Annotated in this window: 21 protein-coding genes; 9 read left to right on the forward strand and 12 right to left on the reverse strand. The window is 50.6% G+C overall.

The annotated features are described in order from the left end of the window. Positions 1–65 precede the first annotated feature (65 nt). The 6 genes from DFR47_RS09855 (at position 66) to xylB (ending at position 7,460) form a co-directional block, all read left to right on the forward strand. The gene (locus DFR47_RS09855; protein ID WP_113944238.1) at positions 66–1,118 is read left to right on the forward strand and encodes a sugar phosphate isomerase/epimerase family protein; all 1,053 of its coding nucleotides are present in this window, start codon (positions 66–68) and stop codon (positions 1,116–1,118) included. A 28-nt stretch (positions 1,119–1,146) separates the two neighbouring features. Then, a complete protein-coding gene (locus tag DFR47_RS09860) occupies positions 1,147–2,307 on the forward strand; it encodes a Gfo/Idh/MocA family protein (RefSeq protein WP_113944239.1) in 1,161 nt (386 codons plus the stop codon). Between the two features lie 65 nt (positions 2,308–2,372). Beyond that, positions 2,373–3,878 (forward strand): sugar ABC transporter ATP-binding protein, encoded by a 1,506-nt coding sequence (locus DFR47_RS09865; RefSeq protein WP_113944240.1) that lies wholly within the window; start codon positions 2,373–2,375, stop codon positions 3,876–3,878. A 5-nt stretch (positions 3,879–3,883) separates the two neighbouring features. After that, a complete protein-coding gene (locus DFR47_RS09870; RefSeq protein ID WP_374788379.1) occupies positions 3,884–4,888 on the forward strand; it encodes an ABC transporter permease in 1,005 nt (334 codons plus the stop codon). 103 nt (positions 4,889–4,991) lie between these two features. Next, entirely contained in the window at positions 4,992–5,933 is a 942-nt protein-coding gene (locus DFR47_RS09875; protein ID WP_113944242.1) for a substrate-binding domain-containing protein, read from the forward strand. Between the two features lie 66 nt (positions 5,934–5,999). Beyond that, positions 6,000–7,460: a xylulokinase gene (gene xylB, locus DFR47_RS09880; RefSeq protein ID WP_113944243.1), complete on the forward strand. Its 1,461-nt coding sequence runs from the start codon at positions 6,000–6,002 to the stop codon at positions 7,458–7,460. Between the two features lie 314 nt (positions 7,461–7,774). Here xylB and DFR47_RS09885 read toward each other — a convergent pair whose 3' ends face one another. The 12 genes from DFR47_RS09885 to DFR47_RS09940 all read right to left on the reverse strand — a co-directional run bounded on the left by DFR47_RS09885 (position 7,775) and on the right by DFR47_RS09940 (position 22,277). After that, positions 7,775–8,605, reverse strand: a complete 831-nt coding sequence (locus DFR47_RS09885) for a substrate-binding periplasmic protein (protein ID WP_210207291.1) — start codon at positions 8,603–8,605, stop codon at positions 7,775–7,777. 23 nt (positions 8,606–8,628) lie between these two features. Then, entirely contained in the window at positions 8,629–9,282 is a 654-nt protein-coding gene (locus tag DFR47_RS09890) for an amino acid ABC transporter permease (protein ID WP_113944244.1), read from the reverse strand. Next, positions 9,279–9,920, reverse strand: coding sequence for an amino acid ABC transporter permease (locus DFR47_RS09895; RefSeq protein WP_113944245.1), 642 nt, complete (start codon positions 9,918–9,920; stop codon positions 9,279–9,281). Before DFR47_RS09895 ends, DFR47_RS09890 begins: the two co-directional genes overlap by 4 nt. Then, positions 9,920–10,690, reverse strand: a complete 771-nt coding sequence (locus DFR47_RS09900; protein WP_113944246.1) for an amino acid ABC transporter ATP-binding protein — start codon at positions 10,688–10,690, stop codon at positions 9,920–9,922. Before DFR47_RS09900 ends, DFR47_RS09895 begins: the two co-directional genes overlap by 1 nt. 291 nt (positions 10,691–10,981) lie before the next feature. Continuing rightward, entirely contained in the window at positions 10,982–11,935 is a 954-nt protein-coding gene (locus DFR47_RS09905; RefSeq protein ID WP_113944247.1) for a LysR substrate-binding domain-containing protein, read from the reverse strand. An 81-nt stretch (positions 11,936–12,016) separates the two neighbouring features. Then, positions 12,017–13,222: an NAD(P)/FAD-dependent oxidoreductase gene (locus DFR47_RS09910; RefSeq protein WP_113944248.1), complete on the reverse strand. Its 1,206-nt coding sequence runs from the start codon at positions 13,220–13,222 to the stop codon at positions 12,017–12,019. Continuing rightward, positions 13,219–14,034 (reverse strand): NAD-dependent epimerase/dehydratase family protein, encoded by an 816-nt coding sequence (locus tag DFR47_RS09915; RefSeq protein WP_374788380.1) that lies wholly within the window; start codon positions 14,032–14,034, stop codon positions 13,219–13,221. Before DFR47_RS09915 ends, DFR47_RS09910 begins: the two co-directional genes overlap by 4 nt. Then, positions 14,035–15,252: a pyridoxal phosphate-dependent aminotransferase gene (locus tag DFR47_RS09920; protein ID WP_113944250.1), complete on the reverse strand. Its 1,218-nt coding sequence runs from the start codon at positions 15,250–15,252 to the stop codon at positions 14,035–14,037. Next, positions 15,249–16,868, reverse strand: coding sequence for a hydantoinase B/oxoprolinase family protein (locus DFR47_RS09925; RefSeq protein ID WP_113944251.1), 1,620 nt, complete (start codon positions 16,866–16,868; stop codon positions 15,249–15,251). The genes DFR47_RS09920 and DFR47_RS09925 overlap by 4 nt, the downstream gene beginning before the upstream one ends. Continuing rightward, positions 16,865–18,949 carry a hydantoinase/oxoprolinase family protein gene (locus tag DFR47_RS09930; protein WP_113944252.1) on the reverse strand — a complete coding sequence of 695 codons (2,085 nt, stop codon included), beginning with the start codon at positions 18,947–18,949 and terminating at the stop codon, positions 16,865–16,867. The genes DFR47_RS09925 and DFR47_RS09930 overlap by 4 nt, the downstream gene beginning before the upstream one ends. Beyond that, the gene (locus DFR47_RS09935) at positions 18,946–20,613 is read right to left on the reverse strand and encodes a thiamine pyrophosphate-dependent enzyme (RefSeq protein ID WP_113944253.1); all 1,668 of its coding nucleotides are present in this window, start codon (positions 20,611–20,613) and stop codon (positions 18,946–18,948) included. Before DFR47_RS09935 ends, DFR47_RS09930 begins: the two co-directional genes overlap by 4 nt. A 188-nt stretch (positions 20,614–20,801) precedes the next feature. Continuing rightward, positions 20,802–22,277: an aldehyde dehydrogenase family protein gene (locus tag DFR47_RS09940; protein WP_113944254.1), complete on the reverse strand. Its 1,476-nt coding sequence runs from the start codon at positions 22,275–22,277 to the stop codon at positions 20,802–20,804. A 464-nt stretch (positions 22,278–22,741) separates the two neighbouring features. On the opposite strand from DFR47_RS09940, the gene DFR47_RS09945 reads away from it, so the two are divergent. The 3 genes from DFR47_RS09945 (at position 22,742) to DFR47_RS09955 (ending at position 26,212) form a co-directional block, all read left to right on the forward strand. Then, complete coding sequence (locus DFR47_RS09945; protein ID WP_113944255.1) at positions 22,742–24,013, forward strand: cysteine desulfurase-like protein; 1,272 nt, start codon at positions 22,742–22,744, stop codon at positions 24,011–24,013. Between the two features lie 102 nt (positions 24,014–24,115). Further along, positions 24,116–24,985: a helix-turn-helix domain-containing protein gene (locus DFR47_RS09950; protein ID WP_113944256.1), complete on the forward strand. Its 870-nt coding sequence runs from the start codon at positions 24,116–24,118 to the stop codon at positions 24,983–24,985. Positions 24,986–25,375: 390 nt separating this feature from the next. Continuing rightward, positions 25,376–26,212: a transporter substrate-binding domain-containing protein gene (locus tag DFR47_RS09955; protein WP_113944257.1), complete on the forward strand. Its 837-nt coding sequence runs from the start codon at positions 25,376–25,378 to the stop codon at positions 26,210–26,212. Positions 26,213–26,445 lie beyond the last annotated feature (233 nt).

Genomic DNA, 26,445 nt, shown 5'->3' on the forward strand with positions numbered 1-26,445 from the left:
ACAGCGGTTCCAACGATTCAGTTTTAGCTGGAACCGCTGTAAAGCGCAAAAATGGGAGTGGGATAATGAAAACGATTAAAGGACCAGCGATATTTTTGGCGCAGTTTGCAGGCGACAGCGCTCCTTTTCATTCTTTCGATGCTATCTGCAAATGGGCGGCATCGCTCGGCTATAAAGGCGTACAGATTCCCACTTGGGACAAGCGGTTGTTTGATCTGGAAAAAGCTTCAGATTCACAAACCTATTGCGATGAAATCAAAGGCATAGCGGCATCGCATGGTTTGGAAACTACTGAGCTTTCAACCCATCTTCAGGGACAGCTGGTTGCCGTTCATCCGGCCTATGATACTGCATTTGACGGTTTTGCAGATGAGAGTGTCCGTGGCAATCCGCAGGCACGAACGGAATGGGCGAATGATCAGGTGCGGCGGGCATTGCGCGCATCCAAGCGCTTAGGCCTTAATGCAATGGCATCATTTTCCGGTGCTCTCGCCTGGCCCTATGTTTATCCGTGGCCGCAGCGCCCCGCCGGTTTGGTGGAAACCGCTTTCGACGAGCTGGCAAGGCGCTGGACACCGCTGCTTGATTATGCGGATGAGAATGGCGTGGATATTTGCTACGAAATTCATCCCGGTGAAGATCTGCATGACGGTATTTCCTATGAGATGTTCCTTGAGTGTGTGAATAATCATGCGCGTGCCAATCTGCTCTATGATCCTTCGCATTTTGTGCTTCAGCAGCTCGATTATCTGGATTTCATCGACATTTACCATCAGCGCATCAAAGCGTTCCACGTTAAGGATGCTGAATTTAATCCGACCGGACGGCAGGGCGTTTATGGTGGTTTTCAGAGCTGGGTCAATCGTGCCGGACGTTTCCGTTCGCTGGGTGACGGGCAGGTCGATTTTGGCAGCATCTTTTCCAAACTAACAGCTTATGATTTCGATAGCTGGGCGGTTCTGGAATGGGAATGTGCGCTGAAGCATCCGGAAGACGGTGCGCGTGAAGGCGCGGATTTCATCAAACATCACATTATTCGCGTCACCGAACATGCCTTCGATGATTTTGCCAATGCTGGCACTGATGAAGCAGCCAACCGTAAAATGCTTGGTCTTTGATCGAGGCTTTCGCTGAAGGGAACATGCCATGGCAACTGAACACCAGCAGCACCGTATCAGACTTGGAATGGTCGGCGGCGGACAAGGTGCATTTATCGGTGCGGTTCATCGGATTGCAGCTCGCATTGACGATCAATATGAGCTGGTAGCCGGAGCGCTCTCCTCTGATCCTGAGCGAGCCAGCGCGTCTGCGCGGGAACTCGGCGTTGCCGCAGATCGCAGCTATGCGTCTTATGAGGAAATGGCACAGGCAGAAGCTGCACGTACTGATGGCATTGAAGCTGTTTCAATCGTTACGCCCAATCATTTACATGCGCCGATCGCACGCGTGTTTTTAAATGCCGGTATTCATGTCATCTGCGACAAGCCACTGACAACATCGGTGAAAGAAGCGGAAGAGCTGGTCCGTCTGGTTGAAAAATCCGGCAAACTATTTGTTCTTACCCATAATTACAGCGGCTATCCGATGATACGGCAGGCCCGGAGCATGGTCGCCGGTGGTGAGCTTGGTGATATTCGGGTTATTCAGGTGGAATATCCGCAGGATTGGCTGACCGAGCGCTCGGAGCTAAGTGGTAATAAGCAGGCAGAATGGCGCACCGATCCGGCACGTTCCGGTGCGGGCGGGGCGATTGGTGATATTGGCACCCACGCCTATCATCTGGCCGGTTTTGTTTCCGGACTTGAGACAGAGCAGGTGCTGGCACAACTGACTTCTTTTGTTGAGGGGCGCAGTCTTGATGATGATGTACAGATCATGCTGCGCTACAAAGGAGGTGCGCGTGGCTCTCTCTGGGCAAGTCAGGTGGCTGTCGGCAATGAAAATGGTCTGAAACTGCGTATTTATGGCAGTAAAGGCGGACTGGAATGGACGCAGGCTGACCCGAATTATTTGTGGTTTACGCGTTTTGGAGAGCCGAAACAACTGATCACCCGTGGCGGTGCCGGTGCCAATGCGGCTGCCAGCCGTGTTACCCGTATCCCCGGCGGACATCCGGAAGGTTATCTGGAAGGCTTTGCAACGATTTATACGGAAGCAGCGCATGCAATCCGTGCTGCGCGTGCAGGTGAAAAACCTGATGCTCAGGTGCTTTATCCGACGGTCTATGATGGTCTGGATGGGATGCGCTTTATCGAAGCATCCGTTGCTTCCAGTCAGGCTGGCAATCAATGGACTCGCCTGAAATGACAGCACTATCCGGCGCACCCCACACAGAAAATACAGGGACAAAAAACCTTCCGCATATACCATTTATGCAGGTTGCAGGCCTGTCGAAATCCTTCGGACCTATCGAAGTGCTACGGGATATTGCGCTTGAAATCAGACAGGGCGAAATTCACGCTATAATTGGTGAAAATGGTGCCGGTAAATCGACACTGATGAAGTTGTTGGCAGGGCATCTGCAGCCAAGCCGCGGTACAATTGCTTTTGACGGTGAACCGGTCACCCTTTCAGGGCCGGTTGATGCGGAACATCGTGGTGTGGTGCTGGTTCATCAGGAAATTTTGCTCGCACCGGATATGACAGTTGCGCAGAATATTTTTCTGGGACGTGAGATCAGGCGTGGTCTGACACTCAACGACCGGAAGATGAATGACGAGGCAAAAGCAGCCATTGAAAGTCTGGGAGCTGCGATTGATCCCAAGGCACGCGTTGAGCAATTATCCATAGCCCAGCGGCAATTGGTACAAATTGCCCGCGCATTGCTGGTGCCGCATCGGCTGGTGATTTTTGACGAGCCGACCGCTTCCTTAACGCCGATTGAAACAGAAGCACTGCTGAAAGTGATTACGGGTATTCGTGATCGCGGTGCGGCAGTGCTTTATATCTCGCATCGTTTGCCTGAAGTGAAGGCTATTTCAGATCGCATTACTATCTTGCGTGACGGACAACTGGTCTCATCGCATGATGCAGATGACTTACAGCCATTGGATATGGCGCGCCTGATGGTCGGGCGTGATATGTCTCAGCTCTATCCTGAGTATCACAGGTCTTCAGTCCAGAATGTTGTTCTGGAGGTGTCGGATTTCAATGTGCCGGGTTATGCCCAAAATTGCAGTTTTGCACTGCATAAAGGTGAAATTCTCGGATTTGCGGGCCTGATCGGCGCAGGTCGTACTGAGCTGCTTGAGGGGATTGTCGGTTTACGAGCGGCACATGGTAAAATCCGGCTGAACGGTAAACCAGTGCAATTTCCGTCTGCGCGCGAAAGTATGGATGCGGGCATTGTTTATTTAAGCGAAGACCGCAAAGGCAAAGGCTTGCTGCTGGAGCAGAATTTACGCACCAATCTGACACTGGCATCGCTGGATAAATTCACGGAGCATTTTTTGATCAATACCGGCAAAGAGCAGGCCGCGCTTGATCAAGCAATCAGCGAGTTTGATATCCGCACCCGTGATCCGAATTTGCTCGCCGGACAGCTTTCCGGTGGCAATCAGCAAAAACTGCTTCTCGCAAAAATGATGCTGCTTGAGCCGGATATTATCATCATTGATGAGCCCACCCGCGGTATCGATATCGGCACAAAAGAGCAGATTTATAAATTCATTGTTGCACTCGCAGCAGCAGGCAAGGCGGTTATCGTGATTTCTTCGGAAATGCCTGAACTGATCGGCATATGCGAACGCATTCTCGTCATGCGCAATGGCCGCATTGTCGCTGAAGTGAGCGGAGATCAGATGACCGAAAACGAGATTGTCGTGCATGCCACCGGCGTCACAGCACAGGAGGCTGCCATCGTGGCGGAAATAATATGAGTGATATGACAGGTAAAAATCAGAGCAACGTAACCGGTAAGAGCTTCTGGCAGGATATAGATCTGCGCGCTGTAGCACCCTTCGTGGCTCTGGCTGTGCTGCTGATATTCGGTACTTTGGTCAATCCCAATTTTATCGGGGTCGACAACTTGTTAAATATCGCAACCCGCAGTGCTTTCATTGCAATCATTGCCATTGGTGCAACCTTTGTGATTGCATCCGGCGGGCTTGATTTGTCTGTCGGCTCGATGTCTGCCTTTGTTGCGGCTGTCACTATTTTGTTCATGAATTCCGGCATTGTCAGTGGTAATTTGCCGATGTTAATTCTGGCGATGTCTCTTGCGATTGCGGTGGGGGCTGCCTGCGGGCTTGCCAATGGTACAATCACCACAATGGGGCGTATTGAGCCTTTCATTGTCACGCTTGGTACAATGGGGATTTTCCGTGCGCTGACCATTTATCTGGCTGAAGGCGGCTCGATTGCGATGAAATCGCAGGAACTGCGTGCCGCCTATCGTCCGGTTTATTTCGGCAATATTCTCGGTATTCCGATCCCAATTGTGGTGATCATTGTTGTCGCGCTTATCGCTGCTTTTCTGCTCTATCGTACGGCTTTCGGCCGCCATGTCATTGCTGTTGGCTCCAATCAGGATGTCGCGCGTTATTCGGGTATTCCGGTACGACGTGTGCGAACGCTGGCTTTTGTTATCCAGGGCATCTGCGTTGCCATTGCTGTGCTGGTTTATGTTCCGCGTTTGGGCGCAGCAACGCCGACGACCGGTCTGATGTGGGAGCTGCAGGCTATTACAGCCGTTGTTATTGGCGGCACGGCGCTGCGCGGCGGCGTTGGCCGCATCTGGGGCACGGTTTGCGGTGCGCTCATTCTCGAGGTTGTCGGCAATATCATGGTTCTGTCTGATCTGGTCAGTGAATATCTGATCGGCGCAGTGCAGGGCGCGATCATTATCATTGCAATGCTGGTGCAGCGTTCATTGTCACGGCGCCAGTAAGCAAAAGTCACATACCGGTCGGGTTGATCCATACCGGCATCAGAAACGGCGGAGGGAGGCCGGACCGCCGTAGTGTCAGGCCTTAAAATGAGGGAGACGTAAAATGAAGAAGATACTTTTAAGTGCTGTCTGCGGCGTCGCATTGCTGACAGGGGCTGCCTATGCTCAGGATAAGAAGGTGACGATTGCCGTTTCCATTCCGGCCGCAGATCATGGCTGGACAGGCGGTGTAGTGTATCACGCGGAACGTGCTAAAGCCGTTTTGGAAAAAGCCCATCCGGGTCTGAAGATCATTGTCAAAACATCGCCGGATGGTGCCTCTCAGGCCAATGCGCTGGAAGATCTGACAACGCAGGGCATGGATGCTCTGGTAACGTTGCCGCACAATTCGGACGAGCTGACCGATCCGATCCGTCAGGTCAAAGATAAGGGCATTTTTGTTACGGTTGTTGACCGCGCATTGTCTGATCCGTCCATTCAGGATCTGTATGTGGCCGGAAACAATGAAGAGCTCGGGCGCGTTGCCGGACAATATATCAAAGACACGCTTGGCTCCGGTGATGTCGTGGTCATTCGTGGCCTGCCGATTGTTATCGACGAAGAGCGCCAAAAAGGCTTTGACTCTGCCGTGGCCGGTAGCGACATCAAAGTTCTCGACAAGCAGTTCGGTAACTGGTCACGCGATGATGCATTTAAAGTGATGCAGGATTATCTGGTCAAATACCCGAAAATTGATGCTGTCTGGACGCAGGATGACGATATGAGCGTTGGCGCTCTTGAGGCAATCCAGCAAGCAAACCGCTCGGATATCAAGATGGTAATCGGTGGCGCCGGTATGAAAGAAATGATCAAAAAAGTTGCCGATGGCGATGCTTTGATCCCTGTCGACGTGCTCTATCCGCCGGCAATGATTGCAACAGCAATGGAGCTGACCGTTGCTAACTTCTACGATCAGGTTCCAATTCGCGGCAGCTATATTCTTGATGCGACTTTGGTGACGAAGGAAAATGCGCAGGAATTTTATTTCCCTGACTCACCTTATTGATCCGCTTGTTTGAAAACTCCCGCCTTTGGCGGGAGTTTTTTCATAAAGCATGGAAAGAAGCTTGATATGTATCTTGGTCTTGATCTCGGCACCTCAGGTATTAAAGCGCTGCTCATTGATGATGATCAGGGCATTGTCACTTCTGCTCATGCAGATCTGCATGTTGCGCGCCCTCATGCAGGCTGGTCGGAGCAAAATCCTCAGGATTGGTGTGCGGCCGCTGAAACGGCTTTGCTTGCACTCAAAGCTTCCCATCCGAGGGAAATGGCTACTGTCAAAGGCATCGGTCTGTCTGGGCAGATGCATGGTGCGGTTCTGTTGGATCAACATGCACAAGTCTTACGACCTGCCATTTTGTGGAATGATTCACGCAGTTATATTCAGGCGGCAAGGCTCGATGCCGATCCGCAGTTTCGTGCTATTTCCGGCAATATAGTTTTTCCGGGTTTTACGGTTCCCAAGCTCGTCTGGGTGAAAGAAAACGAGCCGGAGATTTTCGCCAAAATCCATAAAGTGCTGCTGCCTAAAGACTATTTGCGGCTCTGGCTGACCGGGGAATACTTGTCTGATTTCTCAGATTCATCCGGAACAGCATGGCTGAATACTGCGCAGCGCCGATGGTCGGCTGAACTGCTCTCTGCCACGGATATGGATATTTCCCAGATGCCGGATTTGGTTGAAGGCACTGAGCAAGCGGGGCGTTTACGCCCCGAGATTGCATCACAATTCGGTCTGACACTAGGTACAATTATTGCTGGTGGCGGTGGTGATAATGCTGCCTCTGCCTGTGGTGTCGGAACCGTTGCTCCAAACCGCGCCTTCATTTCGCTGGGGACATCCGGTGTCGTTTTCGTTGCCAATCAGCAATATAGCCCTAATGCTGAGAGTGCAGTGCATAGTTTTTGTCACGCATTGCCTGATATGTGGCATCAAATGGGGGTTATTTTATCGGCGACAGATTCCTTGAACTGGTTTGCTAAAATCTGCGGCCAGACACCGCCTGAATTAATCTCAGAGCTGGGAGAAACCTTGCAAGCACCGGGCGGGGTCAGTTTTCTGCCCTATTTATCCGGTGAACGCACCCCCCATAATGACGCGGCACTTCGCGGTAGTTTCATAGGTCTGGGGCATGGAAGTGACCGTCCGGCACTCACACAGGCTGTTCTTGAAGGCGTAGCTTTTGCAGTGCGTGATAATCTTGAAGCTCTCCGTGCCGTTGGTGCAGAGATTACACAGGCAACTGCGATCGGCGGTGGTTCGCGATCCTTATACTGGTTGTCTGCGATCGCTACAATTTCAGGTATTCCGCTTGAGGTACCGCAGGACGGAGATTACGGCGCAGCTTTTGGCGCTGCACGCCTTGGCATGATCGCTGCCCATAATCTCGACCCCGTTGCCGTTTGCACGCCCCCAAAAATTGCCCGTGTCGTCGAGCCTGTGCAACAGCTTACAGCAGCGTATGAAACAGCATATCTGCGATACAAAGCCGCCCATCAGCGTATTGTGAATTTTAATCCGACTATGTAAGTGATGGCAGATATTCTGGACGTTGGGAAAAACACTATCAGGAATATGAGGCTGATCAATTAGATATCCTGCGAAATGAGCAATCGCCAAACCACATATTCGGCCAGATCAATGTTGGTTTATCTGCTGACAACAGTAGAAGAGGGATATTTTCATCCTCACCCCACCATCATAGACACCGGTAATCGCAGTTCAGTGAATAAGAAGAATCCGGATTGTTAAGATCATAGCAATCCGGATTCTTACGAGAAGTTGAACTCTGTTTACAATCACCACTCCGCTTATGAAGCAGAGCAGTAATCCCCAGACATAACTTATTTGATCAGGCGGGGTTCACCGACATCCGCGGCACTATCCGACAAGCCGAATTCTTTCAGGATTTCAACCATACGGCCGGATTTATGCAGTTCTTTTACAACATCATCGGCGGCAACCAGCAGGTCCGGATTATTTTTGGAAAGCGGCAGACCAGCCTGCGCCGGATAGACAGAGCTTTGTACGCGCTCGTCTTTTTCTGCAACCTTGATCTGGATGCCCTTCAAAGCGCCGCCCTGCTGCGCAGCAGTACCGACAGCAATGCCATCAACTGCTATTTCAATACGTCCGGCTTCCAGATCCTGATAGAGCGCAACATAGTTGTTATAAAGGCTGAGCTTGTCACCCAGAACGGCTTTCAGTTCATTAACCCAGAGATAACCCTGCACGGTACCGACATTGCGTCCTTCAAGCTGAGTGACAGTCGTCACGCCTTCTTTGGAATAGAGCCCCATCTCATCCAGATAAAGCGGAGCGGAAAGATTGACCGCTTTCTGGCGCTCGTCTGTGCGGTAATAATTGCCGATGGCAATATCTGCACGGCCGGAGACCACAAAAGGAATAGCCGTGGCATATTCTACTGCTGCGACTTTGATTTTGAGGCATTCTTTGGCCGCAATTTCTTTAACGATTTCGCCGTCAACGCCGGTCAGATCGCTCTCGCCTTTAGGAATGGAGAAAGGCGGGAAAGTTGGTGCGGCAATCGTCAGATATCCGGCTTCCACCGTAGTGATATTGTGCAGCGGTTTGCAATCCTGCGCAAAGGCTGCCGAGGCCAGCATAGTGGTGCCGAGAGCGGCAGCAATTGTTAGAGTGATATGTTTTTTCATGATTTTCCCCTTTAGTGTTATAATTAATGGTGTGAACGCGCTTCAATAAAACCGACGATCATTGTCGCCGGAATACAAATGAGCAGGTAGAGAAGACCGGCCAGAACAAGAGCTGGCAGATACTGGAATGAGTTGGTACCGATTTCATAAGCGCGGGCTGTCAGTTCGGGCAGCGCAATGGCGAAACACAGCGAAGTGGTCTGAAAAATCAGGATTGCGAAACCGAGCAAGGCCGGAATGGCAATGCGTAATCCCTGCGGCACGACGATAAAGCGCATCATGTCGAGTTTTGTCAGACCAATGGCTTCGGCAGCTTCACGCTGCCCTGCAGGCACCGATTGCAGACCGGCACGGATGATTTCACTGGTGTAAGCACCGGTCGTCCAGCTCAGCGCCAGAATACTCGCTGACCATGAGGTCAGTGTCAGACCGGCGGAAGGTAGGCCGAAATAGGCAAATTGCAACAGAACCAGTGAGGGTGCACCACGCCCCACCTCGACCAGTGTGAGTGCCGCCCAGCGGGTCGCCTTGATCTTGGACATCACACCGAGCGAGAGAAAAAAGCCCAGCGGAATACCAATCAGCAGGCTCATACCGGTGACGATCAGGCTGATGCGTAAGCCTCCGAGCAGCTGCGGCAGCCAGTTATGCAATTGTTCGCTGATAACAGTGATCATCGGGACACCTTCTTTCGCATGCGGGCATCTATACTGCGTGACATCCATGCAACCGGCAGGCTGAGCGCGATATACAGCAGGGCAACAAAGCTGAAGACCTCAAGGCCGCGATAGGTCGCCATAGAAGACTGGTTGGCATAGAAGGTCATTTCGGAAACACCGATTGTCGAGGCAATGGCCGTGTCTTTCAAAAGACCAATGGCATAGGTTGCCATTGCAGGCAGTGCCACGCGGATAAGCTGCGGCATGATCACATCAATCCACATACGAAAAGGATGCATGCCGAGCGCTGCAGCGCCCTCCCACTGGCCGCGATGGATGGATAAAAGCGCGCCGCGATAAATCTCCGCCATATAGGCGGAAGCAATCAGTCCCAAACCAACAACAGCGGCAGGGAACGGGGCAACACGGAGATAACCGCTGCCGAGCCCGAAAAAGATAACAAACAACCAGACAATCGGCGGAATGCTGCGGACAAAAGTAATCAGCGCCATTGCTGTCAGTCGCAACCAGAAATGTTTGGATATCCGCGCCAGCATCAATGGCACGCCCAGAACAAGACCGATAGACAGGGCTGCAATCGTCAAACCAATTGTTGACGGCAATCCTCTGATAATATTGAGAATTATGTCCTGCATCAGCGATCTCTCACCGCATGCAGAAACCGGCGTGCACGCTCCGTCTGCGGATCACGCATAACGTCTTTACTAATACCGGATTCAATGATGTTACCATCGGCCATAATCATTACATGGTCGGAAACGCTCTCGGCAAAATGCATTTCATGGGTGACGACAATCATGGTCATGCCATCTTGCGCCAGCTCACGCATAACAGCGAGAACCTCTAACCCAAGTTCGGGGTCAAGTGCTGAGGTAGGTTCATCAAACAGCATAATTTTCGGGTTAAGCGCCAGCGCGCGGGCAATGGCGATACGTTGCTGCTGGCCGCCGGAGCAACGGTGCGGATATTCTGCTGCCTTGGAATCCAAGCCCACACGTTTGAGCAGTTCAATGGAGCGCTCATCAGCCTCTTGCTGTGAACGGCCAAGCACACGTTTTTGTGCGAGCGATACGTTTTCCAGCACGCTCATATGCGGGAACAGGTTGAAGGACTGAAACACCATACCGGCCGAGCGGCGCAAATCGAGAATTTGCTTTTGGGACGGATGCTTTTCAGCGATCAGTTCCATATCACCCAATGTGATACGGCCTTTATCCGGTATTTCCAGATAGTTGAGGCAACGAAGCAACGTGCTTTTACCGGAGCCGCTGGGGCCGATAATCGCCAATACGCCGCCTGGTTGCACGCTCAGGCTAACACTCTTGAGAACTGAGAGTGAGCCGAAGTTTTTCTCAAGCGCTTCCACGTGCACCAGTGGTTTGATGTTATTTTGTGTCTGCTGCATTGCCTTTTCCGTCACCGCCGCCGGATGAAACCTGAACGGCACTGAAATGTGTTACCCCTCGGAGCGGCGGTGGCGGGCAAAGCTGTTTTTATTTTTGCAATTGTTTACGCCGTTCCGTACTGAGGTCAGTGTGCCGTGCAGGACGCGCGTACCAAATCAAGAAAAGTGGCTAAACGACAAGATTTTCTTGATAGTGAGTTTGCAGAGAAAATCCCTGCCAGACAAACGTGTTTCAATACCTGTCAGCATGGCTGCCGGCAGGTCAAAGCGACACAATTGTCAGGTTCTTCTTTATATCGTGTAAGGGATGTCGTCGGTAACCATTTCACGGCGCAGCATGGCTGACCAGTCTTCGCCTTTGATCCAGTCGCAAAAAGCCGCAATGGTTTTCACACGCCGGTAGCCGCGTGGTACAACCAGATAAAAACCCGGAATATCTTCTTCTTTCATGGTGCTTAAAGCATCAATACCAAGCGGTGCAATCAGCCGTCCCTGACGCAAATCGTCAATCGCATCAATGGCTGAAACCAACCCCATTCCCATACCTGCCAGAGTGGCGCGGCGCATGGTAGCGGCATCCTGAAACTGCACATCACCTTTGGCTTCAATATCCTGCAGATCAAGGTGACGCAGAACTTTTTGCCATAGATTGGTGGCTAGAACCGGATGCAGCAAAGTCATGCTCAGCAGATCCTCCGGTTTGCGCACCCGATGTGCGAGCGCCGGTGCACAACAGATAATTTTCGGGTCACGTACCAGCAATGTCTGATCAAATTCCGCCCATTCGCCAAAACCCCATTGAACTGAGACATCAATATCATCGCGGCCAAAATCAGGAATTTCCACCATAGTGGTCAACTGCAAGACCACACCGGGCATAGTGGTGCGAAATTGCTCAAGGCGATCCATCAGATAGCGGGTGGCGAAATAGGGACTGGCATTGACATTGATGCGGTCGCGGTGACCGGTCTTGGTAACGCGACGCACGCCTTCGGCAAATTCATCAAAACCGGCTTGCACAAAATGCGCAAGCAGAATGGCTTGTTCTGTCGGATCAACCATGCGGCCTTTACGGTCAAACAGCATAATCCCCAGCGTGTCTTCCAGCAATTTGATCTGCTGGCTGACCGCTTGCGGACTGACAAATAATTCATCAGCCGCCTTGCGGAAACTGCGATAGCGCATCACTGCATGAAAGACGCGTAAAGCATTGAGCGGGGGAAGGCGCGGTACCCTGTCATTCATGGTCTGTAACCAATCTTGATCGTGACCTGACTGATATGCATTGCCTGCCTCCGCTCTCCCTTATGCTTGTTATGGTTTATATCAAATCACAGCCTTTTCAAGGAAAGGCTTATTGGCAATCACGCGCTCATAGCCGACTTCGGAGAGGTCAAGCGTGCGGAACGCATTATAGGTGATCAGCTCGGATACAGCACGTCCTGTTGCGGGACCCTGCTGCAAGCCGTGGCCGGAAAAACCATTGGCATAGATGAAGTTTTCCACCTCAGGGTGACGACCGACAATCAGGTTATGGTCCAGCACGTTGAAGTCATAATGCCCCGCCCATTGGTTGACGACTTTGATCGCCTCGAACGCCGGTGATCGCTCTGCAAGAGCGGGCCAGATGATCTCTTCAAACTCTTCATAACGCGGCGTGAAATCATCCCAGTCGACCGCAGGGTCTTCTACCGGCGGACAACCGGTCAGGAAGAAACGGCCTTCAGGGCGGCAGAAAACACCGCTCGGATCAATCATCAGCGGCAGTCGACCGCCATTGACTGTAGCACTGCCTTCCGGCGTCTGAGCGCAGTCATAGACAAACAAGGTGCGTTTGCGCGGTTCAATCGGCACATCCAGCCCTGCCATACGTGCGGTCAAAGCCGCACTGACACCGGACGCATTGACGATCGTACCCGCTGAGATTGTCTGGCCGGATTTCAGCTCCACACCGGTGATGCGATTGCCATCCCGCTGAATGGCGATAACCTCATCAGTGATATAATCGGCACCGAGCTCACGGGCTTTGTTCTTAAAGCCATACATCAGACCGGTATTGTTAAACCAGCCTTCACCGGAACGGCCATAGGAGGCCAGCAGAATATCGCCCGTATTGAGGTGCGGGAAAGCACGGCTCAGTTCCTCACGTTCCCACAGCACCACATCGGCACCGCAGGCGATCTGTACTTCGTGATTTTCGCGCAAAGTCTGAACCTGATCCGGCGTATTGGCGAGGAACAGATAACCGCCTTCGTGGAATTGCAGATCTGGCTTGTCGCCGGCAACCTGCATCACTTCTGCAAAATTGCGGATAAATTCTGTGCCGAAACGACTGATTTCCACATTAATCGGATTGGAAAACTGATTGCGGATCGAAGATGATGACAGTGATGTGGCCGCGCGCACATAGGTGGGATCGCGTTCCACAACGAGGATTGAGCCGTCAAAGTCAGGGTTCTGTGACAGGAAATAAGCGACCGAAGAACCGATCACCGCGCCGCCGATAATCACAACATCATAATGCGGTTTCATGATTTTGCCTCATCATCAGGATGGCCGATATCGACAAACCAGCCACCGAGATAGCGGGTGGCAGGCGCATAAGGATCAGAGCGCTTAGTGCGGCTTTCGACAGCAGTACGATAGCTTTCCGTATCATCCTGCGGCTGGTAACCGAGATGGCCTGCCTTGCTGTTGTCGACTGGTGATACGCGGTTATCCGACATACCGAAACTGACGGTAAAGCCGACGCGCGGGGCGGTGAGGGCGGCGGACACGAGGCGCACACAATCATCAAAGGACAGCCACGACCACAACATACGACGGTCTGCTGGTTCAGGGAACGACGAGAAAATCCGCAGTGCGACTGTCTCTATGCCGAATTTATCCCAATAGAGCCGTCCGAGGTCTTCGACAAAACATTTGGACAGTCCATAGAAACTGTCAGGCCGGTGCGGGGCATCTGCATCAATATGGGTTTCCAGCTCATGATAGCCGATGGCATGGACGGAGGAGGCATAGATCACGCGCTTCACGCCATTTTTGCGGGCGGCTTCATAAATATTATAGCTGCCATGAATATTGGAGCGCAGAATGCGTTCCCAAGACACTTCCAGCGGCTCACCGCCGAAATGCAGGATTACATCTACACCTTCCGCCAATTTCATGATCGCATCGGCATCATCAAGATCGCAGATCACCGCTTCTTCATTCGGCTGCAGATCATTGATCGCAACGCGGTCTGTGAGGCGCAATTTACGTGCCAGTGGTGCCAAGCCGCGGCGCAGTTCGGTGCCGAGCCTTCCGGCAGCGCCGGTGATAAGAATTGTATCAAAATCCATGATTTATGCCTTTGATGCCGGTTTCAGACGTGCAACAGCACCGGCGATGCGTCTGATAGCTTCACCCAGAACCTCATCAGATGTTGCTGTTGAGATGCGGAAATAAGGCGACATGCCATAAGCGGCACCCGGTACAGCTGCGACATGACCTTCATTGAGCAGGTAGTTTGCAACCGCCGTATCATCATTCAGTACAGAGCCGTCCGGACATTGCTTGCCGATCAAACCGGCACAGTTGATAAAGGCATAGAACGCACCTTCCGGCACGCGCAGGCTCAGGCCTTCAATCGTATTGACGCCTTTAACCACCAGATCGCGGCGGTTTTGAAATGCATCGCGGAAGGTGCGGATATGATCCTGCGAGCCTTCAAGTGCCGCTGCACCGGCGGCCTGTGCAATGGAGCAGACGGATGTAATCGACTGGCTCTGCACGGTGGCCATGGCCTTGATCAGCGGCAGCGGGCCCGCGGCATAGCCGACACGCCAGCCGGTCATCGCATAGGCTTTGGACATGCCGTTGACGATCAGACTACGGTCTTTAAGCTGCGGACAGGCTTTGGCAAAAGAGATAAATTTCAGCCCGTCAAAGATGATGTGCTCATAAATTTCGTCAGACAGAACCAGCACATGCGGGTAGCGTTCCAGCACCGCGCCGAGCGCCTTGAGGCTGGCTTCATCATAGACTGCACCGGACGGATTGCCGGGGGAGTTGAGGAACAACCATTTGGTTTTAGGTGTAATTGCCTGTTCCAGAATATCCGGTGTCAGACGAAACCCGTCTTCTTCACGGCAATGGGCAATCACCGGTTTGCCGCCGAGCAATTTCGCCATTTCCGGATAGGACACGAAATACGGTGTCGGCAGAATAACCTCGTCGTCGTCTTCCAGTGTTGCCATCAGCGCATTGAAAATGATTTGCTTGGCACCGTTGGAAGCGATGATCTCATCGCTGGTATAATCCAGCCCGTTCTCGCGGGAAAATTTGGCGACGATCGCCCTGCGCAGCGCCAATGTGCCAAGCGCTGCTGTATAGAGCGTGTCACCGGCTTTGGCTGCCTGATACGCAGCCTCGGTAATATGCGCCGGTGTCGGAAAGTCCGGTTCGCCAAGTCCCAGATCAATCACATCAATGCCTTTGGCACTCAGTGCTTTGGCAGCTTGTGAAACGGCCATGGAGGCAGACGGTTTAACCGCTGCCAGCCGTGAAGAAATATAGGTCATTGTCTCTCCTCCGTGACATAACCTTGAATTTTATCTTGCTCTTTGGCTGCCGCGCAGCGCTGTGCGGGATCGCCATATCCGCCGCCGCCCGGCAGGTTCAGCACCAGTCTTTTACCTGCAGGCACATGTTGCCAGCCTTTAGAGCGCATTGCGGTGCCGTCATCGAGTTTCACAGAACCTGCAGTCCCGTTTTGCCCGCCATTGCGGCCACGCGGCGCTTGTGTAACACGGTCAAACATCGCGGAAAAATCAAATTCATGATTATCCGCCGCACCGATTTCGATGACTTGTCCGAGACCACCACGGAATTCACCGTCACCGCCGGAATCTGGTCGTAATTCTTTGCGCCAGATAATCACTGGGCCGGTATGTTCAGTTGCTTCAATCGGCATTGTGTGGACACCGGACGGGAAGGCGGTTGCCGACAAGCCATCAAGGGCAGGGCGCGCACCCATGCCGCCGGAATTAAACATCAGCACTTCAGCATTCTGTCCGCTTTGTCCTGCTACAGGGCGCACGGAAATATGAATATTCCACAGCGCACCGGCACCTTCAGCCATAATCTGACCCGGCAAAGCCTTGGCAAGCGCACCAAACACCAGATCCGGCACCATATGACCGATGACATGGCGCAGACTAACCGGTGCAGGGCGTTGCGCGTTAAGGATATTGGTCTCGGATGACACGGTGAAGAAAGCCAGCGAGGCAGCATTGTTCGGAATTTCCGGTGCCAGCACGCATTTCAGCGCATAAGATGCATAGGCCTTGGTATAAATAATCGGAACATTGATACCCCAGCGGCTCATCGGGTCGCTGCCGGTGAAATCCACATTCACCAGACCGTCTTTCATATCCACAACGGCTGCAAGACGGATCGGCTCATCATAGCCGTCTGTCATCAGCTCATTTGACCACGAGCCTTCAGGAAACTGTGCAAGACGCTCACGCATGGCATTGGTGGTACGCGAGAAGATAAATTCGGACAGGTTATCGAGCGATGTCAGGCCGATCTCGCGCATCATATCGACAAGACGGCGATGGCCGACTTCGTTACAGGCGGAGAGGGAGTAGAAATCGCCGATCACCTGATTAGGCTCGCGCACATTGGCACGCAGAATGCGGATCAGGTCTTTATTGACCAAGCCGCGTTCGGCAAATTTCATGATCGGAATCTGAATGCCTTCTTCATAGACAGATTTACCATCTGCACCGAAACCACGACCGCCGACATCGACCACATGGGCGGTACAGGCGAAGAAAGCGACCAGTTCGCCATTAAGGAAAGACGGCGAAACCATTGTGATATCATGGAGATGGCCGGTGCCTTTCCATGGATCATTGGTGACATAGGTGTCACCCTCGAACATGTCATCACGCGGAATTTCATTGATAAATTCCAGCACCGCTTCGGCCATAGTATTCACATGACCCGGTGTGCCGGTCACTGCCTGTGCCAGCATTTGCCCTTGCGGATCAAACACACCGGCAGAAAGATCGCCAGCTTCACGCACCGAAGTGGAAAAAGCGGTGCGCAGCAACGTCAACGCCTGTTCTTCCACCACGGAGATCAGGCGGTTCCACATGACCTGCATGCGGATTTCATCCAGTTCACTCATGCGGATTTTCCTTTTTTCACCAGCAGAATTGTGCCGTCATGCTGGATAACCGCATCAAATGGTGCGGTCACAATGGTAGAGGTTTCGCGCTCGGTAATGATCGCTGGCCCCGCTACACGATCGCCGATCTGTAAGGTGCCACGGTCAAAAATGCCGGTCGGCAACATCGCGCCGTTGCTCGGGTCAAATACATCGCGCTGTAAGGCAGGGGTGACAACGCGTTCGCCATAGCTGACAGTGCCGCTTTGGGTGAAGTTTTGTTTGACTTCCACTTTGACCGACCATGTGACGATTTCAATCTCCGCGCCTTCAATCGGACGGCCAAAGAAGCGGGCATAATTCTCAAGGAAACGCTCGCGGATTGTCGCCAGCGCCTCATCGTTGAATGGCGGCTGTGGTGCCGTGACGGGAATTTCCCAACCCTGACCGGCATAGCGCATGAAAGCAGTAACTTCGCGCTCCAGCGGCGCATTAGTGCCGCTGCGCACAAAGCTTTCAGCAGCGGTGCTGAGATCTGCCAGCGTGGCATTGACCGCATCGAGATTAATGCCGGATAACTTCGCCAGATGCGAAACCAGAGCCTCATAGCCGAACGGTGCTTTGAGGAAGCCGATAGCAGAGCCGACACCGGCACCCTGCGGGATGAGGCATTCCTCAACACCGAGTTTTTCGCAGAGACGGGCAGCATGCAAAGGTGCGGCACCGCCAAAGGCGATCATAATATTATCGGAGATGTTTTTGCCGTTTTCCACCGCATGAACACGGGCGGCATTGGCCATATTTTCATCCACCACTTCGCTAATACCGAAAGCAGCGGAGAGCGGCTTCAGATTGAGTTTGGAACCAACATCTTTGTTGATTGCCGTTTCGGCATTTTGCACCGAGAGTTTAATCGCGCCACCGGCGAAATTATCGGCATCAAGTTTACCCAGCATCAAATCGGCATCGGTAATCGCAGGACGCTCACCACCGCGCTGATAGCAGGCTGGGCCGGGCTCAGAGGCAGCGCTTTCTGGGCCGGTCTGAATGCGACCCATCGAGTCCACCCATGCAATGGAGCCGCCACCTGCGCCGATTTCGATCATCTCGATCACCGGAATGGAGATCGGCATACCGGAACCTTTGCAAAAGCGATAGGTGCGGGCGACTTCAAAAGTACGCGCGGTTTTCGGAACGAAATTTTCGATCAGGCAAATCTTGGCTGTTGTGCCGCCCATATCGTAGGAAACGACATTCTCAATACCAAAACGACGGGCAATATCAGCGGCAAAGATTGCACCACCCGCAGGGCCGGATTCCACCAGACGCACCGGAAATTCAGACGCTGTATCAACGGAAATCAGGCTGCCTCCGGAATGGATCATGAAGACAGGGCAGGTTGCACCCATTTCTTTGAGCCGTACTTGCAGGCGAGCCAGATAATCAGCCATTTGCGGGCGCACATAGGCATTTGCGCAAACTGTGTTGAAGCGTTCAAATTCGCGCATTTGCGGCGAGACTTCCGCCGAAATGGAAATAGGTACAGAAAGTTTGCGCTGCAAAATCGCACGGGCACGGCGTTCATGCTCCGGATTCATGTAAGAGTGGATAAAGCCGATGGCGACTGCACCAAAACCGCCTTCTGAAATCGCATTGGCGATTTCTTCCAGTTTTGCCTCATCCAGCGGCTGCAATTCCTGACCCTGAGCATTCATGCGGCCTTTGACCGTAAAACGATGTTCACGCGCAACCAGAGGGGCAGGGAGTTTCAGGTTGAGATCATATTGCTCGAAGCGGTTTTCACTGCGCATTTCGATCACATCGCGATAGCCTTCAGTGGTCACAAAAGCTGTCTTGGCACCGCGTCGTTCAATCAGCGCATTGGTGGCCAGTGTGGTGCCGTGAATAACAATATCGAGCTCAGCAGGGCTGATGCCTGCCTGTTCCGTGACAATGCGGATACCGTCGAGAATAGCCTGCTCCGGCGCGGTATAATTGGTCAAAACTTTGGTGGAGTAGAGCGTTCCACGCATATCCAGTGCGATATCGGTGAATGTGCCGCCGATATCTGCACCAAGCCGGATGTCGTTTCGGGATGTCATGCCGTTTCCTTCGCTGCCAATGCGGCAGCGCGCATCTGGCTTAATGTCTGGCGGGGTGTAAGGGCTTCCGGTGAAATGTTCAGTTCAAGAACCGCACCGGTTTTAGACTCTGCTGCACGTTCAAAAGCGGCTGCAAAATCTGCCGTGGTTTCGACCCGCTCAGCATGGAAACGGTAGGATTTTGCCAGTGTCACAAAGTCCGGGTTTTCCATAGTGGTGCCGGAGACCCGTGCCGGATAGTGCTTTTCCTGATGGGCGCGGATGGTGCCGTAAATGCCGTTATTGAGAATAAGGATGATCGGTTGCGCACCGGCCTGCATGGCAGAGCCGAGTTCCTGACAATTCATCTGGAAATCGCCGTCACCGGCAAAACAGATGACCATACGCTCAGGTTCTGCCACTTTGGCGGCAATCGCTGCCGGAACCCCATAGCCCATGGCACCGGATTGCGGAGCGAGCAGTCGTGCTTTGGTACCGAATTTTGCAAACTTATTCGGCCAGACAGTGAAATTGCCTGCGCCATTGGTCAGGATCACATCTTCCGGCAGGCGGTCGCGCAAGTAAGCCATAACCGCAACCATATCCACCGGTGACGGCTGGGCAGGGGCATCAAAACTGGCAAGATAGGCATCCCGAGCGGCTTTGCGCCAGTCTGCCCATGCACCGCTGACCGGCTGCAGGCTCTGCGCAAAGCTGTTCGGACAGGCATGAACACCTAAATCGGGTACATAGATTTTGCCGATTTCCGCATCGGACGGATGGACATGGATCAGCTTCTGCTGCGGCACCGGTACATTGAGCAATGTATAGCCGTCAGTGGTCATCTCACCAAAACGGACATTGATTGCTAGAATAAGATCGGCATCACGGATCAGTGCTTTGACATGGGGCAACATGCCGACACCGGCTTCACCGACAAAGGCTGAAGAGAAATTGTCAAACTGATCCTGATAGCGGAAGGCTGCAACCACCGGAATATCGGACTGTTCAGCGAAGCTGTGCAGTGCCGCACGACCTGTTTTTGACCAGTTGGTGCCGCCCATCAGAATGACCGGCTTTTTCGCGGCTTTCAGCATTTGTTGTGCTGTCGCCATTGTTTCTGTCTGCGGGGCAGGGGAGGCGATTTTAGCCGGTGCAGTCAGAGGTGATTTGTCTGTCAGGCTGGTCAGCATATCTTCCGGCAGTGCAATGACGACAGGTCCCGGACGACCGGTTGTGGCCACTGTCCATGCGCGTGCCAGAATTTCCGGAATACGCTCGACCTGATTGATCTGCACTGCCCATTTGGCAACTGTACCAAACATGGCGCGGTAGTCGATCTCCTGAAAAGCTTCCCGACCGGTCATATCGGTGCCGACCTGACCGATGAACAGCAGCATCGGTGCGCTGTCCTGCATGGCCGTATGTACGCCAATGGAAGCATTGGTGGCACCGGGGCCACGGGTAACAAAGCAAATGCCGGGGGTATTGGTCAACTTGCCATAGGCCGCAGCCATAAAGGCGGCACCGCCTTCATTCCGGCACAGGATATAATCCAGCTTGCCCTTGGTGTCGTGAAGTGCGTCCAGCACTGCCAGATAGCTTTCTCCCGGAACACCGAAACTCTTGCGTGCTCCAAGCGCGATCAGACTTTCAACAAGGAGCTCTCCCCCGTTACGCATTATGCCTTACCCTCCGACTTATAAACTGCTGAACCTTTGCAGGTTCGTCAAAGCCGGAGATACCCATTTCCGGCCTTGTTTATAAATGCATGTCGGGGTTGGTTCAAAAATCAAGAAAACGCGTTAATCGACAAGATTTACTTGCCCTGAGGAATTCACTGTTCGCATGATTTTATTGATATGCTTATTCTTTATTTTATATACCAGCCCCATGGTTCATCACTGACCAGGCGAGTAATTTGCTTAATTTCAAGGTAGTTTTCTAATCCCCAGCGACCCAGTTCCCGTCCGATACCGGATTGTTTGTAGCCTCCCCATGGTGCTTCGGTAAATGTTGGTTGTGAACAGTTGATCCAGACAATTCCTGCCCGTAAATTAGCTGCAACACGTTCTGTTCGCGCGTCATCTGCTGACATCACTGCTGCAGCTAAGCCAAACGGACTATCATTGGCGAGTTTTACAGCCTCGGATTCTTCTGAGAATCGCCTGACACATACTACCGGACCAAAAATTTCCTCGCGCCATGCAGCACTATTAAGAGGTACATCAGACAAAATGGTTGGTTCGACGTAATATCCTTTTGTAAGTCCCTCGGGTCGCTTACCGCCGAAGGCTAATTTTGCTCCGTCAAGACATGCCTGCGTAATGGCATCTAAAACTTGATCATATTGTTGTTTGGAAACCAGAGGGCCTAATAAAACACCGGCATCAAGACCATTCCCGATTTTAATTTTACGTGCTTCTTCAATTAAACGGGATAACAGGCGATCGTAAATAGTATCGTGAACGAAAACCCGTGACGTTGCAGAGCAGACTTGTCCTTGATTCCAAAAGATGCCGAATAAAATCCATTCAACAGCTTTCTCAATGTCGGAATCTTCAAAAATAATAAATGGTGATTTACCGCCGAGTTCAAGGCTAATACGCTTGATATCGCGTGCTGCTGCTGCCATCACTTTGGAGCCTGTCGCAACCGAGCCGGTAAAAGCGATTTTATCGACTTGAGGATGTTCACTAAGTGCCTGACCCGCTACAGAACCAAGACCAGTAATGATGTTCACGACACCAGCGGGTAACCCTGCTTGATCAATTATTGTACTGAGTTCCATTGCCGTAAGCGGAGTTTGTTCTGCAGGTTTCAGTACGATTGTGCACCCAGCCGCAAGAGCAGGGGCAATTTTCCAGCTGGCCATCAATAAAGGATAATTCCATGGAATGATGGCGGCCGCAACGCCCATAGGCTCCCGGACTACTTTGGTTTTGAAACGCGTATCAGTTAAAGATAAATGTTCTTCTGGCTGCGCATCAAGCTCTTCAGCTAGTCCTGCATAATAATCAAAACATCCTGCTGCATCTGTAATATCTCCGAGAGCCTCAGGTAACGGTTTCCCATTGTCCATTACCTCCATCTCTGCAAGTTGATTTTGTTTGGCGCGGATACTTTGCGCAATTAACCGCAGATAGTTCGCGCGTTCGTGCCCTGTCATTCTGGACCACGGCCCCGTATCAAATGCTTGTCGTGCTGCTTTTACAGCTGCATCAACATCATCAACGGACGCGGCCGGAGCCTTATGAATAAGGTCTTCGGTTGCCGGATTAATGACGTCGAAGAGCCCATCATATTTAGGTTTAATCCATTCGCCATTGATGTAGAGGTAGTCACGCATAAGATTCTCCTGTCATGTCGGGGGATTAATATTTTTCAAGATTTATAATGCATATACTTAAGAATATGTTTTATCGGCTAGTTATAGGATTATTTTGTTGCTTTAATTATGTATATTATTGTTTAATAAGAATTGTTAAATATTTTTACTCATGCATAATTTAACTTTATATTTTAATTTTACAGAGGTTTATTGATGATCAATAATAAATTGACATATTTTGTTGTTATGTGTGGCGAATATTTATCTGTTTTTAAGAAAATCTCTTATTATAATCATACATTTTTAGATCTCTGAAAGAATAATGCTGCTGCTGTTGTTGCTCTTGTCGAATAGTGTTTCAGTTTAGTGTTTTGCTGACTATCCTCCTTTGGGGCGATGGCGGACGATCCAATGCATACAGATAATCAGCGATAATACTTATTCGTCTGATATCATTGCTGTAAGCCATAAGAGAGTTCATTATGAAACACGTCGGCTCAAATACCATCTTTCCAGTTCTTGACGTTCGTAGCCGGTTTCCGGCTTTGTCGAGAGAGATAACTCCACCTGTCTATCTGGATAATCCTGCAGGAACTCTGGTTCCGCGAATGGTGATTGACGAGGTGGCTGAGGCAATGGCGTCAGCAAGCAGTAATCTGGGTGGTGCTTTTGCAGCATCAAAACGTGCTGATACTATCTGGCAGCGGGCACATGAAGCCGCCGCAGATCTTCTTGGTGCTTCTTCGATGCGGGAAATCGTCATAGGGCAGAATATGACGACACTGACATTGCACTTATCACGCTCGATCGGCCGTACTTTGAAGGCGGGTGATGAGATTATTGTCACACAGATGGACCATGAAGGTGATGTTGCTCCATGGTTATTGCTGGCACAGGATTTGGGGTTGACAGTAAAGTGGCTGCCTTTCAGCCGTGATAGCTGGCGAATTGAGCCGGAAGCCTTACAAAACCTGATTAGTGATAGAACCCGTTTGGTTGCGCTGAACTTTGCCAGCAATATGACAGGTTCCGTTAATGATATTGCCGCTCTTTCGGCAATTGCCAAAGCTGCCGGCGCTTTGGTTTATGTTGATGCCGTACAATTATTGCCGCACCGTTTGCCTAATGTGCAGGCGTTAGGTTGTGATTTCCTTGCCTGCTCGTCTTATAAGTTTTTTGGCCCGCATTTAGGGATTGTCTGGGGACGTGAGGAGTTGCTTGCTTCACTGGAGCCATATAAGTGCCGTTGCGCCAGTGACGCTTTGCCGGAACGCTTTGAAACAGGCACACCTCAGACGGAATTACTTGCCGGTTTTATAGGGACAGTGAACTATCTGGAATGGTTGGGCGAAGCCACGGGTCACAGCGGAACACGACAGGAGAAATTGCAGGGTGCCTATACCAGCTTCGACGCCTATGAGATGGAATTAACAAAGCTGCTTATCTCCGGACTAAACAAAATTGCAGGTGTGACTATTCAGGGCATTACGAGCCCGGAGCAGTTTGCACATCGTGTCCCTACTGTTTCCTTTACTCATGCAAATATTTCAACCCATGTGATCGCAGAGGCACTGGCTGCTGAGAATATTTATTGTTGGTCAGGGCATAACTATGCCTATGAGGCAGCATTGTTGCTCGGCCTGGATGAAAATGAAGGCGTTGTCCGCTTAGGTATTGCGCATTACAATACGCAGGCCGAAATTGAACAAGCTTTAAGCGCTATTGAAAAAATTATTACAAGCTATGCGCATTGATGATCTGCAAATAGTGGATATCATGAAAGTGGTGACGATTTTATACAAGATGCCGGCTTGGGCTTTTTCCAAGCCGGCTAAACCCATTGAGGTAGGATTCTGGTGACAAAAACTGATGATTTTATCCTTGCTGTTGCCCAGGCAATCGAGCGATTTGATCATACTGACGGTCCTTATATATTGCTTGACGCAATTAACCGGATCATGCCTTTCAATCTGGCAATGTCAGCAGTTTACAGGAAGGATACAGCGCCGGTCTATATTGCTGATACGTTTAAGAATATACAGGCAAAGAGGGCGCTGGAGCATTATTTTGAAGGAACATATATTCTTAATCCGGTCTATAATGCTTACCTTGGTGGATTAAAAACGGGCATCTACCGGATCACGGAATTAGCTCCGGATGCATATTTTAGCTCAGATCATTATAAGCACCTCAATGTTCACCGACATGAGGATGAAGAGCTGGGATATCGTACCTATGGCTGGCCTGCAGGTATGGAGGAGTTGATTGTTGCGATTGAATTACCCGAAGGTGATATGGCGGAAATTAGCCTGTCAAGAAAAGTCAGTCAGGGCGGATTTTCAGATTTACACATACAGACTGTGAGCAGTATCGCACCAATCATCTATGCGCTGTACCGGCGAATTTGGCAGCACGTGAAAAAAGCTGAACGTCAGGACACCGAGATTCTGACATTTGATTATCTGCTCAACGGCTTTTGTCAGGACACTCTCAGCCCACGTGAACGGGAAGTAACCCATTTGATCCTAAAAGGGCACTCCAGTGAATCCATCGGCTATAATCTGGGGATTTCAATTGCTACGGTGAAAACACATCGTAAAAACTTATACGCGAAACTAGGTCTGTCGACGCAACAGGAGTTGTTTTCACTGTTTTTGAAGTCGATACAAAAAAGAACCGGTCAACGATCGCCAGATCCTTCATATGATGAATTAAATAAAAATTAGTGCACCTTACAAAATATATTATGATGCCACAGAAAAATTTTCAAATTTCATCTTTATTCTCAGTTTTAATCGATAATAAAATAATTGAACTACCTTTAATTGTGAAATTATTCTCGATTATTATCAAGTTAAATAAGAATTAAAATCAATAAATATTATTTATATTAGTTATATATTTAAATTGTAATTTTTCTTGAGAATGGTGGGCGTCAGAGATCAAAAAACATTGAAGGTGATAGCTCCGGGATGGAATAAGCCATCATCCTTTGGGGGGATAACATTGCACGCAGATTTACTGAACATTTATCAAATAATTGCTGATCGAGAATTTTATATTGGAGGATTTTTTTGATCCGCAAGAAAATAAAAAATATTTGAGGGAACCCTGTTATGTCAGTTAAGAAGCTTGCTTTATACGGAATGCTGACAGCATTCTCCGCTATTTCTTTTATGCCATTCCAGCCAAATGTAGCTCAGGCTGAGACATTGCGTGTTGGCATGGAATGTACCTATGCACCATTTAATTATCGTCTGCCTACCGGAGAAATGGCTGGCTATGATGTGGATGTAGCCAAAGGCGTTGCTGAACTCATCGGAGCAGATCTGGAATATGTCTGTCAGCAGTTTGATGGGATGATACCGGCTCTGTTGGCGAATAAATTTGATCTGATCATTGCATCTTTGTCGATTACAAAAGAGCGGCTTGAGAAAATTGATTTCTCAATACCTTACCGAGTATCAATTGGCCGTTTCCTGGGCCCAAAGGGTAAAAATCTGAATCTTTTTGATGAAGCAGGAAATGTTATTCCTGATAATTTTAAAGGGCTGAAAGTTGGCGTTGAACGGGCCACAACCTATAACAAGTGGATTGAAGCTGAACTTCCGGACGCCAATATTCAGCTTTATGATAGTGGTCAGGCGATGTTGCTGGATTTACGTAGCGGTCGTGTAGATATCGCTATTACTAATCCTATGAAAGCCTACCTTGATTTCCTCAGTCAGGAAAATGGTTCTGGTTTTGAATTCGTTTCACCGGTTATTGATAAAAAAGAATATTTTGGTGAAGGCGTGGGAATTGGCGCGCAAAAAGGTTCTGAAGAGCTGATGGCGCGTGTGAATAATGCTTTGGCAACCTTGATCAAAAACGGCGATCTGGAAAAATTCAGCCATAAGTATTTCCCATTCAATATTAATCCGGAAAATTGGCAGGGTATTGAAGCCAATTAATGCTTTACTCTGCTTTTAAAAAGCAAAATTCAGTTTTGTGGAAGCAGTATAATAATGAAGGATCAGGGCGGAATTATAATACCTCTGCACAGAGGCCGCTCTGATCGTACTTTCCGGTTCTGATCATTTGCAAGATGCTGATAGCATTCTTGCGAGCTAACCGATCGTGTCATTTATTACCCGGATAAATAATTGAATGATCCAGAAATGCACATTGTAAGCCCCAAAATAAA

The sequence above is a fragment of the Pseudochrobactrum asaccharolyticum genome, from assembly GCF_003314995.1.
GTDB classification, from domain to species: Bacteria; Pseudomonadota; Alphaproteobacteria; order Rhizobiales; family Rhizobiaceae; genus Pseudochrobactrum; species Pseudochrobactrum asaccharolyticum.

Bases quoted from the DNA above. Each gene is read 5' to 3' on its own strand.
- DFR47_RS09875 (WP_113944242.1), top strand. From the start codon at position 4,992: ATGAAGAAGATACTTTTAAGTGCTGTCTGCGGCGTCGCATTGCTGACA.
- DFR47_RS09940 (WP_113944254.1), bottom strand. From the start codon at position 22,277: ATGCGTGACTACCTCTACATCAATGGCGAATGGATTAAACCTAAATAT.
- DFR47_RS09920 (WP_113944250.1), bottom strand. From the start codon at position 15,252: ATGACCTATATTTCTTCACGGCTGGCAGCGGTTAAACCGTCTGCCTCC.
- DFR47_RS09865 (WP_113944240.1), top strand. From the start codon at position 2,373: ATGCAGGTTGCAGGCCTGTCGAAATCCTTCGGACCTATCGAAGTGCTA.
- DFR47_RS09900 (WP_113944246.1), bottom strand. From the start codon at position 10,690: ATGCAGCAGACACAAAATAACATCAAACCACTGGTGCACGTGGAAGCG.
- DFR47_RS09885 (WP_210207291.1), bottom strand. From the start codon at position 8,605: ATGAAAAAACATATCACTCTAACAATTGCTGCCGCTCTCGGCACCACT.
- xylB (WP_113944243.1), top strand. From the start codon at position 6,000: ATGTATCTTGGTCTTGATCTCGGCACCTCAGGTATTAAAGCGCTGCTC.
- DFR47_RS09955 (WP_113944257.1), top strand. From the start codon at position 25,376: ATGTCAGTTAAGAAGCTTGCTTTATACGGAATGCTGACAGCATTCTCC.
- DFR47_RS09930 (WP_113944252.1), bottom strand. From the start codon at position 18,949: ATGACATCCCGAAACGACATCCGGCTTGGTGCAGATATCGGCGGCACA.
- DFR47_RS09855 (WP_113944238.1), top strand. From the start codon at position 66: ATGAAAACGATTAAAGGACCAGCGATATTTTTGGCGCAGTTTGCAGGC.
- DFR47_RS09890 (WP_113944244.1), bottom strand. From the start codon at position 9,282: ATGATCACTGTTATCAGCGAACAATTGCATAACTGGCTGCCGCAGCTG.
- DFR47_RS09895 (WP_113944245.1), bottom strand. From the start codon at position 9,920: ATGCAGGACATAATTCTCAATATTATCAGAGGATTGCCGTCAACAATT.
- DFR47_RS09905 (WP_113944247.1), bottom strand. From the start codon at position 11,935: ATGAATGACAGGGTACCGCGCCTTCCCCCGCTCAATGCTTTACGCGTC.
- DFR47_RS09910 (WP_113944248.1), bottom strand. From the start codon at position 13,222: ATGAAACCGCATTATGATGTTGTGATTATCGGCGGCGCGGTGATCGGT.
- DFR47_RS09925 (WP_113944251.1), bottom strand. From the start codon at position 16,868: ATGAGTGAACTGGATGAAATCCGCATGCAGGTCATGTGGAACCGCCTG.
- DFR47_RS09945 (WP_113944255.1), top strand. From the start codon at position 22,742: ATGAAACACGTCGGCTCAAATACCATCTTTCCAGTTCTTGACGTTCGT.
- DFR47_RS09870 (WP_374788379.1), top strand. From the start codon at position 3,884: ATGACAGGTAAAAATCAGAGCAACGTAACCGGTAAGAGCTTCTGGCAG.
- DFR47_RS09860 (WP_113944239.1), top strand. From the start codon at position 1,147: ATGGCAACTGAACACCAGCAGCACCGTATCAGACTTGGAATGGTCGGC.